10 protein-coding genes are annotated in these 10,273 nt (G+C 72.1%); 5 read left to right on the top strand and 5 right to left on the bottom strand.

Annotated elements, in window-relative coordinates; genetic code table 11:
* The 3 genes from UK82_RS30260 to UK82_RS30250 all read right to left on the bottom strand — a co-directional run.
* Positions 1-1,239: carboxyl transferase domain-containing protein (locus tag UK82_RS30260; RefSeq protein ID WP_083507447.1), on the bottom strand; the 1,239-nt coding region annotated here is incomplete at its 3' end.
* Positions 1,240-1,773: 534 nt separating this feature from the next.
* Positions 1,774-3,042 (bottom strand): DUF5925 domain-containing protein, encoded by a 1,269-nt coding sequence (locus UK82_RS30255; protein ID WP_055410836.1) that lies wholly within the window; start codon positions 3,040-3,042, stop codon positions 1,774-1,776.
* An 82-nt stretch (positions 3,043-3,124) separates the two neighbouring features.
* Complete coding sequence (locus tag UK82_RS30250; protein WP_044888487.1) at positions 3,125-3,706, bottom strand: NADAR family protein; 582 nt, start codon at positions 3,704-3,706, stop codon at positions 3,125-3,127.
* Between UK82_RS30250 and UK82_RS30245 the strand changes: the two genes are divergently transcribed.
* Complete coding sequence (locus UK82_RS30245) at positions 3,675-4,691, top strand: DUF3710 domain-containing protein (RefSeq protein WP_313949847.1); 1,017 nt, start codon at positions 3,675-3,677, stop codon at positions 4,689-4,691. The genes UK82_RS30250 and UK82_RS30245 overlap by 32 nt on opposite strands.
* Before the next feature lie 7 nt (positions 4,692-4,698).
* Here UK82_RS30245 and UK82_RS41140 read toward each other — a convergent pair whose 3' ends face one another.
* Positions 4,699-5,115 (bottom strand): hypothetical protein, encoded by a 417-nt coding sequence (locus tag UK82_RS41140; protein WP_255354388.1) that lies wholly within the window; start codon positions 5,113-5,115, stop codon positions 4,699-4,701.
* A 518-nt stretch (positions 5,116-5,633) separates the two neighbouring features.
* Between UK82_RS41140 and UK82_RS30235 the strand changes: the two genes are divergently transcribed.
* The 3 genes from UK82_RS30235 (at position 5,634) to UK82_RS30225 (ending at position 8,994) form a co-directional block, all read left to right on the top strand.
* The gene (locus UK82_RS30235; protein ID WP_201784266.1) at positions 5,634-7,223 is read left to right on the top strand and encodes a hypothetical protein; all 1,590 of its coding nucleotides are present in this window, start codon (positions 5,634-5,636) and stop codon (positions 7,221-7,223) included.
* On the top strand, positions 7,220-8,035 hold the full coding sequence (cobM, locus tag UK82_RS30230) for a precorrin-4 C(11)-methyltransferase (RefSeq protein WP_044888490.1): 816 nt from the start codon (positions 7,220-7,222) through the stop codon (positions 8,033-8,035). The genes UK82_RS30235 and cobM overlap by 4 nt, the downstream gene beginning before the upstream one ends.
* Before the next feature lie 143 nt (positions 8,036-8,178).
* Complete coding sequence (locus UK82_RS30225) at positions 8,179-8,994, top strand: cobalt-precorrin-6A reductase (RefSeq protein ID WP_083507446.1); 816 nt, start codon at positions 8,179-8,181, stop codon at positions 8,992-8,994.
* 474 nt (positions 8,995-9,468) lie between these two features.
* On the opposite strand, the gene UK82_RS30220 is transcribed toward UK82_RS30225, so the two are convergent.
* Positions 9,469-9,909: a hypothetical protein gene (locus UK82_RS30220; RefSeq protein WP_055410832.1), complete on the bottom strand. Its 441-nt coding sequence runs from the start codon at positions 9,907-9,909 to the stop codon at positions 9,469-9,471.
* 71 nt (positions 9,910-9,980) lie between these two features.
* On the opposite strand from UK82_RS30220, the gene UK82_RS30215 reads away from it, so the two are divergent.
* Positions 9,981-10,273: transposase (locus tag UK82_RS30215; protein ID WP_173667379.1), on the top strand; the 293-nt coding region annotated here is incomplete at its 3' end.

The raw sequence follows: 10,273 nt of genomic DNA, 5'->3' as shown, positions 1-10,273 counted from the left end.
GATCACCACCGTGAACTTCGGCACCCGCGCACACGCCACCGCCGTCACCATCTTCGCCCCGTGCTTCGCAATACCACCCGCCTCGTACTCCCGCCCCACCATGAACCCCGAGATGTTCTGCAGGAACACCAACGGAATCCCCCGCTGATCACACAACTCGATGAAATGCGCCCCCTTGAGCGCCGACTCGCCGAACAACACCCCGTTGTTCGCCACGATCCCCACCGGATGACCATGCAACCGCGCCGTCCCGGTCACCAACGTCGACCCGTACTCCCGCTTGAACTCCGCGAACCGACTCCCGTCCACCACCCGCGCGATCACCTCCCGCACGTCATACGGCGTCCGCGAATCCGTCGGCACCGCCGCGTACAGGCCGGCCGGGTCCACGGCGGGCTCCTCGGCGGGCTCGACCGCCCACGGCCGGGGCGCGCGCGGCGCCAGGTTCGCCACGATCGACCGGACTATCCGCAGGGCATGCGCGTCGTCCTCGGCCAGGTGGTCCGTCACCCCCGAGGTGCGCGCATGCAGCAGGCCACCGCCGAGCTCCTCGGCCGTCACCACCTCCCCGGTCGCGGCCTTCACCAGCGGCGGGCCACCCAGGAAGATCGTCCCCTGGTCGCGGACGATGACCGCCTCGTCCGCCATCGCCGGGACGTAGGCGCCGCCGGCCGTGCAGGAACCCAGCACCGCGGCGATCTGGGCGATGCCGAGCGACGACATCCGCGCCTGGTTGAAGAAGATGCGCCCGAAATGCTCCCGGTCCGGAAACACCTGATCCTGCAGGGGCAGGAAGGCGCCGCCCGAGTCCACCAGATAGACGCAGGGCAGCCGGTTGTGCAGCGCGACCTCCTGGGCGCGCAGGTGCTTCTTCACCGTCAGCGGGTAATAGGTGCCGCCCTTCACGGTGGCGTCATTGGCGACGACCACGCATTCCCGGCCGGCAATCCGCCCGATCCCCGTGATGATGCCCGCCCCCGGCACCGGATCGTCGTACAGCCCGTTCGCGGCGAGCGGGGACAGCTCCAGGAAGGGACTGCCGCGGTCGAGCAACGCGTCGACACGGTCCCGGGGCAGCAGCTTGCCGCGGGCGACATGCCGCGCCCGGGCCTGCTCCGAACCGCCGACGGCCGCGACCGCCAGCCGCTCCTGCAGATCGGTCACGGCGTGCCAGTGCCCCTCGGCGTTGCGCCGGGCCTGCTCGCCGGTGGCATCCACCCGGCTGGCCAGGACCGGCATCGCCGAGGCGCGGCGCACCTCGGCGGACCGCTGCCCGGCGATGGATCCGGTTCGCACCGCCGTCACAATCACTCCCCACAAAGCTGAACACAAGGTTGCCAAACGCGACGTTTCCCCAGGTCGGCGCGTTCCCACCCGAGACGTCCGAGACGCACCGAGAACGCGGCCGCAGCATACGGACACGCCGGCTGCGCAATCGGACCAGCCGATAACGGTCTACCCGCTATCGAGCCGAAATGCACCGGTTGACCCCACTGCGGCTTACCTTAGCGGTGATAGCCGGATTCGGCGGTCCCTCGGTGCGATCCGGCCTGTCGCGTGCCGCGATCTGCGGCGCCCACCGTGAAGGACGCTCGCCGGCACACTAACGTTGCCTGCCGTGGCCGCGCTGTTCCTCCAAGCGTCGGGGCCTCCAAGCGTCGGGGCCTCCAAGCGTCGGGGCCTCCAGGCGTCGGGGCCGGCGCCGGTGCCGGCCGGGGGAACCGAGCCGGCCACGGAACCGGGCCGCCCGGGCGTTCCCGGGCGGCCCTCGCCTCACAGATACAGGCCGTGGCGGGTGTCGCCGCCGGTCGGGCGGGGCAGACCGCGGCCGTCGCGCAGGGCGAACAGCTCCGCGAGCGTCATCGTCGAGCCGACCCCGTCGGTCGAGCCGAGCCAGGACACGGCTTCGGCGTGGGGCAGGGCGCCCACCTCGATCTGGGCCAGGCACCGGCCCGGCCGCACGACGGCGGGATGCAGCCGGAACAGGTCCTCGTTGGTCGTCAGCGCGACGAGGACCTCCCGACCCTGGCCGACGAGCCCGTCGGTGAGGTTGAGCAGCCGGGACAGCTGCTGTCCGGCGGAACCGCGGCCGTCCCCGCGGATCAGCTCGTCGCAGTCCTCGATGACCAGCAGCCGCCAGCGGCGCACGGCGGGTTGGCCCATCCGGTCACCCTCGCCGCCGTCCCCGCCGCCGACGGCACCGCCCGCGGCGGCGTCGAAGTCGCCGGCACCGTCGGCGTCGGAGTCGCCGGCGTCCGCGGAGTCGTTGTCGGGGTCGCCGTCGTCGTCGAAGCCGATCGCGACCTCCATCAGGTAGGCCGGGTCGGCGAACAGCGCCTCCGGATCGAGCACGCAGTCGACCTGGCACCAGGAGCGCCACTCGTTGGCCAGCGCGCGCAGCACCGTCGTCTTACCCGTCCCGGCCGGCCCGTGCAGCAGGATCAGCCGGCCGATCACGTTGTCGCGGCGAATGGCCATGAGCTTGTCGAGGGAGTCACGTGCCGCCGAGGCATAGTTGCCCCGGATCGACGACCACCTCGTCGTCGCGGTCCGCCGGCTGGTCCGGATCGGCCCACGTTGGCCGGACAGATACCAGAAACCCATGCTGACGGAGCTGTCCGAGCCGGTCTCGGCCGCGGACGAGCGCAGCACGTCCTCGAGCACACCCCGGGCGAGCTGCTCGCTGACCGCCGTCACGGTGACCTCGCCGCCGCCACCGCGCCAGCGAACGGACCGCACCGTCCAGCCCTCTCCCACGGCCAGCCGGGAGTCACGGGACTCTTCCACGACGGAGCGCAGTACCCGCGCTCCGGGCGGCAACAGGGTCGCTCCGGGGCGGAGCCGGTCCACCCGCGCACTGCGGGCCCACGGCTGTTCACCGGTCGTGAAGGGAGCGAGCGCGAGCGCGTCGACGACGTCGTAGGGGGTGTCCGAATCGTCGAGGCCGACGATGAACGGGAGCTTCATCCCCCCGCTCAGCGACTCGGAGACCGTCCAGGACTTGGGCAGCGACGCTTTCTGGCTCTGGCTGGGAACAGACACGCCTCCGATGGTCCCGGACTCGCCGCGTTTCGACCATCCCGTTACGCGATTTAGGCCGGCAGGTCACGCCGTTCGGGGCAGGTCACCTCGCCGCGGCCGCCGCCAGCAGGGCGTCCCGGACCTCCATCAGGGCGAAACCGAGCAGGTTGCGCCCGGGCCAGGCGCTCGGCCGGCCGGCCCGATCGTCGTCACGGTCGCAGCCGATCCCCCAGACGCGATCCCGCGGGCTGATGTCGGCGAGGACGAGGCCGGCGGTGCCGGCGAGGTAGGTGCGCAGGATGGCGTTCTGGGCGAACTTCGCGGAGTTCGCGGCGAGGGCGACGGCGTAGCGGTGACGGTCCCACACCGCCTCGTCGAAGCCGCGGATCCGTCGGCCGATGGCGGCCAGCGAGATCGGCGCCGGCAGCGCGAGCACCGCCTCCGCGGCGGCCTGGTCGCCGAACAGCCCGGCCTTGCGCGCCAGCACGTAATGCTGCGCGCTGGGGTAGTCGACCCCGTCGACCGCGAAGCGGGCCGGCCAGCGCAGGCTCAGGCAGCCCGCTCCCGTGCCGTCCGCGACGGCCTGACGCTGGCCCCAGAAGTACCGGAACCGAAGCGGCGCCGCCTGGTGTTCGAGACGCCGCAGGTCCTCGATGGAGCGCGGCGGACCGGAGGTCGAGAGCACACGCCGAGGTTGGCAGATCACAGCCCGCCGGATGCACCTTTCCGGGTTTTTATGCCAAATGACCACGCCTGCGGCAAAACCAGCGCAGGGACGGGGTGTTCCCACGAGAATCTCGGCGCGCCTACCCGGCGTCACGCCACGATCACTACAAGCTTCGGGCGGGAGGTGGTCGACGATGCTCGGTGGACGACTCATGCGGGGGCGGCGACGCGATGCCGCGCGAGCCGGCGGGTCCGGCCGGATCGGCGCCGCACGCGGGGACGCCGACCCACCGTCCGGGCCCGGCCCGGACTCTCCTGCCAGCCTGGACTCTCCTGCCAGCCCAAACTCTCCTGCCAGCCCAAACTCTCCTGCCAGCCCAAACTCTCCTGCCGGCCCGGACGCCTCTGACGGGCCGGACGTCGCGGGACCTTACGACGCCGCCGCCCGGCCCGATGACGGCCGGCAGCGGGGGGACTTCGGCGCGCTGTTGATCCCACGCGTGACGGGTACGTGGATCCGGCTGTCGCTCGACGGGCCGGTGCCGGCGCTGGTCGCGACCGACGGTTCCTCCGCTCTGGAGCTGTCCGTGCTGGCCGCACCGCGGGGACAGGATCTGTGGGCCACGATCCGCGCGGACCTGCTCGCCGCGACGGCGCCGGACGACCCGGACGCCTGCCGGCCGGGGCCGCGCGGCCCCGAGCTGCACCTGCCGATCGACGTCGAGTCGGGTCCGGTTCCCGCCCGGATCGTCGGCGTCGACGGGCCGCGATGGTTCCTCTGCGCGGTCTTCACCGGGCCGGCGGCCACCGATCCGGCGGCGGCGCCCGCACTCGAGGAGCTGCTCGCCGCGACGGTCGTGGTGCGGGGGGACGCGCCGATGCCCGTCCGCGAGCCGATCCCGCTGGTCATGCCCGACCGGACGGGCAAGCGCATCGTCGAGGTCCCGGCCCAGCGACACGCTCCCGAGATCATGGCCCTCGGCCGGCCGCGGACACGCGCCTGATGTCCGGTCAGCGCAGCCCGATGAACTCGACGGTGGCCAGCGAGAGGCGCACGTAACGCTCGATCAGCTCGTCGGGCTGGACGGGGCCGGTATGGTCGTACCACTCCAGCGCGGCCGTGCCGGCCGCCTCGATGCTGCGCCGCGCGTCGGCCGGGAAGGGCGTGCGGAACACGCCCTCCCGCACCCCCTGCTGGATGATCTCGCCGAAAAGCTGGCTGGCGCCGCGCTCGACCACCTGCTCGCCGATCGAGAACCGCTCCCCCACCCGCCCGATCGTCCGATAACGGAGCAACAAGGCGGTCGTCTGGTAGCGAAGGTAGTAGCTCATGGTGCCGCGGACAAGAGCCGACAGTCTTTCCGCCGCCGACGGGCCCGCCGCCGCCAGAGCGCTGTTGATGACCCGGAAGAACTCGTCGACGAGCACGGAGAGAGGCACCTCCCACACGTCCCGCTCCAGTGTCCCGGCAAGGTAGTCCCGGACCGACTCCACCGGTTCCACCCCGGCGTGGGCCCCGATGTCCCGAAGGGAGATCTCGGCCAGGCCAAGATCGGCGAAGAGATCGGTGGCCGCCCGATAGAGTNCCGCCCTGCGCTGCTGGAGCGCGGCACGCGCGGCGACCCGGTCCACACCCCCGAGCGTATCCCGGAACCGGCCGCGCGACACCCCAGGATGGCCACATCAACGGCATTTCCAACGAGTTCGGGTGAACCTCTCCGAATCAGGCTGGAATCAGCGTTTCCGCGGCCGATCAGGTCAGCACCGATGGTAGGAGCTGGGCCCACACCGACTCGCCGAGAACCGGACCTTCGGCCATCACGCCATTCAGGGAGCGTTCGGCGGCTATCGTCGTCGAGGTCCGGCGGGCACCTCGAGGCGACGTCCGGGAGGCATAGCGTCAGGTTTCACCGAAAAGGCGCGCGAACGGGGATGAGAGGTCATCGGTGTCGGCTGCGCTCGCCCTGGGACTGCTGTTGCAGGGACTCGCCGTTCCTCTCCTCGTGTACCGGCGGTGGCAGCAGGCCAAAAGAAGCCTCGGTCTGCTTTTTGTCGGCACCGCCGCCGCCTATCACGGCGCGACCGAGATCTTCCAGGCCGTCGCGCCGGTGTACAGCGACAACCGACTTCTGACGTCCGATTCGGATATCGCCTCCTATACGGTTCTGGTCGGCGTCGCCCTTCTTTCCTTCGCCGGCGCCTATCGGGTGGCGACCCGCGGCGCACCGGACCGGGCATCCTTTCGGGCAGGCGTTCCGGATTTCTACGACTGGAGATTCCTGGTCGTCTTCGCCGTGGCCGCGGTTGCGGTGACCGCCGCCGGGCGAGCGGGGACAGCGGCTGGGACGGACCCCGGGACCGAGTCGGGCGGGCAGTACCTCGCCGGTGGATTCGCGACGCAGTTCCTCGTCGTGGGCCTCGCGCTGGCCAGCTTCGCGGTGCTGGTGCGGACGCGGGGACGCTGGCTCATCCCGGTGCTCACCGTCCAGTGCACCCTGCACACCCTCGCCGGTCAGCGGCTACCGGTGGCGATCTCCGCAGCGGTCGTGCTGTACCTGCTCGCCGTGACCGGGGTTCCCGTGCGGGGCCGGCAGCTCGCCTGGGTGGCGAGCCTGATCCTCCTGTCCTACCTCGTCATCTACGGCGCACGGGCCGACTCCGGCCGGCAGGTGTTCGGCGCCGGGGCCGGCGTCGGCGAACGAGTCACGGCGCTGGGCGGCGCACTCGCCCAACCGGAGCGGGGGATCAACCGGCACGGCATCGGCGACCTGGGGGTCCGCCTGGACGGCAACTCCTACCCGTCGATCATCCTGCACCAGCTCCGGGCCGGATCGCCACCGATTGGCCCGGTGACACTACGCGACGACGTGATGATCGCCGTCCCGCGCTTCCTCGCCCCCGACAAGCTGAGCACCGCCCTGGAATCACGGTCGCTGAAGGTCCGCCTGTCCGGCACCTACGGCATCACCAGCGCCTTCGACCGGCTCCCCACCCAGCTCGGCGAGCTGCTGCCGGTCGGCGGTCCGGTCTGGATGGTCATTCTCGCCGGGTTGGGCGGCCTGCTCCTGGCCCGAACGGAGGGCGCGCTGTGGCGCCGGCGCCATCCGGCGGCCCTGCTGGGGCTGCTCGCCCTGGTCGCCGGCATCCTGCAGTACGAGGGCGGCCTCGTGCTGTACACGATCAGCGCCCGCGGCGCGCTCACCCTGGGCGTGGCGCTGCTGCTGTGGCAGCGGGTGGCTCGGGTCCTGCGCACCCGCCGAGCCGCGCGGGCCGGCGCCGGCGAGCCGGACGACATCGGCGAGCCAGACGACATCCGCGCGTGGGGAGACGTCGGCAGGGCGGGCCCACTCCGGCAGGGCCGCCCTACCCTGGCGAGACGGCCGGCGATCCGCAGATCCGCCGCGTCGGGGCTGCTAGCGTTGCCCGTTGTGCCGAACATCCCGCGGCAGCCCGCCGACACCGCGGGCCGCGCTCCCAGGGTCACCGTGTTCCCCGCGGCGGACGGCCACGGGGCCCGGGACGGCGAGCGCGGATGACCGTGCACTTCATCGGGGCGGGGCCGGGCGCCGCCGACCTCATCACCGTGCGCGGGCGGGACCTGATCGCCGCCTGCCCGGTCTGCCTGTACGCCGGCAGCCTCGTCCCCGCCGAGCTGCTGTCCCACTGCCCGCCCGGCGCGCGACTCGTCGACACGGCCCGGCTGACCCTCGACGCGATCACGGCCGAGCTGTGCGCCGCCGACGCCGCCGGCCAGGACGTCGCCCGCCTGCACTCGGGCGACCCGTCCCTCTACAGCGCCCTGGCCGAGCAGATGCGGCGGCTGGACGCGGCAGGCGTCCCCTACGATGTCACCCCCGGGGTTCCCGCGTTCGCCGCCGCCGCCGCGTCGCTGCGGCGGGAGCTGACGGTTCCCGGCGTCGCCCAGAGTGTCGTGCTGACCCGCACGGCCGTGCTGTCCAGCCCGATGCCACCCGGCGAGGATCTGGCGACGCTCGGCCGGTCCCGGGCGACGCTCGTGCTGCACCTGGCCGTGCACCGCATCGAGTCGCTGGTCGAGGAGCTCGTGCCCAGCTACGGCCCGGACTGTCCGGCGGCCGTGGTCGCGTGGGCCAGCCGGTCCGACGAGGTGGTGCTGCGCGGCACGCTCGCCGACATCGCCGCGCAGTCCCGGGCCGCCGGCCTCACGAAGACCGCTGTCATCATCGTCGGTCGGGCACTGGCCGCCGCGGGCTTCCGCGACAGCTTCCTCTACTCGCCGCAGCGCTTCGCCCCCGACGGCTGCCAGCCGGCGCCCGCCACGGGCTGGTCCTCGGTGCCCGGCGAGCTGGACCCGGCCGATCCACGGTGAACGGCACCGACCCCGCGGGATCCGTGCCGCCCGGGGAGGCCGGGGAGGCCGCCGGTGGCCCCACGGCGGCGCCATCGACGCGCCCGGCACTATCCGCGCGCCCGGCACTATCCGCGCGCCCGGCACCCCCGGTGCCGCTGCGGGTGCTGCTGCTGGGGGGCACCGGCGAGGCCCGCCGGCTGGCCCTCGCCCTAACCGAGGCCGGTGGTTTCGACGTCGTCTACTCGCTGGCCGGGCGGGTGCGGGAGCCGCGGGTGCCGCCGTCCTGCCGGGTCCGCATCGGCGGGTTCGGCGGACCGGCCGGCCTCGCCGAGCAGCTGCGCTCCGAACGGATCGACGCCGTGGTCGACGCGACCCACCCGTTCGCCGCCCGGATGAGCGCCTCCGCCGCGACGGCCGCCGCGGCCACCGGCGTGCCGCTGCTGGTCCTGCGCCGCCCCGGCTGGACTGCCCAGCCCGGCGACGACTGGCGCCGGGTGCCGTCCCTGCCTACTCTGACGGACCTGATCGACCGGTTCGTCCCGCCCCGGCGCGGCACGGCGGCCGATCCCTGCCCGCGGGTGTTCCTGACCACCGGTCGCAGCGACCTCGCGCTGTTCGCCGGGCTGCACCGCCCCTGGTTCCTGGCCCGCTGCGTCGAGGCCCCCACCGGCGCGCTGCCGCCGCGGCTCGAGGTGATTCTCGACCGGGGCCCGTTCGACGTGGCCGGGGAGACGGCGCTGCTGCGCCGATACGCCATCGACGTTCTCGTCACCAAGGACAGCGGCGGCGCGATGACCGCCGCCAAGCTCACCGCCGCCCGCGCCCTCGGCCTGCCCGTCATCATGGTGGACCGCCCGCCCCCGCCGGCCGGATTCCCGGTCGTGTCCGACATCGCCCCCGCAACACACTGGCTGACCGCCCTCGCCACCTGTCGCAACGCGGCTGCGGGCGCTAGCTCTGGTGCCGTAACGGCGTAGGTATTTTCTGTGCCGTAGCGGCGTAGGTATTTTCTGTGCCGTAGCGGCGTAGATCGGTACTTGAATGGGATTCGTCGCGGGCCGGGTTTCGTCCCAGCCGCGGGGCCGGTTCCGCGGAACCGGCCGAGCGTGGGGTCCGGGGTCGGGCTCGGCCGGAAACACCATGATTGCCAGAGCCAGAGCCAGAGCCAGAGCCAGAGCCGGAGTCGGAGTCGGGCCGTGGGTTGGAGTCGGGCCGGGGCCGGTTCCGCGGAACCCCACGAGTACCCAATGGCGTTGCTTTAAGGGGATCGTGGTCGGTCGAGGCAGTGGAGTTCGATGCGTCGGTTGACGTTGACGACGCTGGGTTCGCCGGGACGGCGGGTGGGGAAGTCGCCGGCTTTCTTGGTCCGTCGGGGGCTGGTCCGGTCGGGCCGGTCGCGGACGAACGTGGAGGGCTGGAGGATTTTCAGGAGGAAGGTGGCCAGGGCGAGGTCACGCTGGTGAGGGGGAAAAGCCCGCCGTGACGGTGTCGGTCGCGGCGGCCAGGGCGTGCGGGAAACTGATCCTGCCTGGCGGGATCCCGGCGGCGTCGACCGCGGTACCGACGAGCTGGTGGATCGCCTGGTAGACAGCGAACAGCGCCCACATCTCCTGGGCGACGCCTTCGGGGTCCTTGCTACGCAGGACGGGTTGACCTTCGCCCATGTCGGTCTTGTGGTGGCCGATCACGGTTTCGCATCCCCACCGGTCGGGGTAGGCGCAGGCCAGGTCCAGCGCCGGGTACTCCTCGACGTCGAGGAGGTCGGTGACCAGGCAGAACAGTTCCGAGACCGAGGCGGTGCCGCCACCGGCGGGGGTGGTGTGCACGGTGTACTCGACGACCCGGACGGTGACCGGCGGGCCGTCGGCCTTGCGCGCGGGGGGGCGTGTCATGACGACTGTGTAAGCCGGAGGTGGACCAGGATCGATCTACCTTGATCGGGTAGGTTGGAAAGGGACACCGAATGACACAGAGCACGACGCTTCGGACAAAAGACGAAGCGGCGGCGAAGAGGATCGCCGATGCTTTCGCACCGGAGGCGATCGACACGTTGTTGAAGGACGCGAAAGCGACCGGAACACCGATCGACGGCGTCGATGGCCTGTTGAACCAGATGACGAAGGCTGTCCTCGAACGTGTCCTGCAGGTCGAGATGACGGAGCATCTCGGCTATGAGGTGGGCGATCCGGCCGGTCAGGGCACGGGAAACTCCCGGAACGGGAAGTCCACGAAGACGGTGTCGACGCGGAACGGTCC

It is taken from the genome of Frankia sp. ACN1ag (assembly GCF_001414035.1).
Classification (GTDB): domain Bacteria; phylum Actinomycetota; class Actinomycetes; order Frankiales; family Frankiaceae; genus Frankia; species Frankia torreyi.
This window is presented reverse-complemented; position numbering and strand designations above follow the sequence as displayed.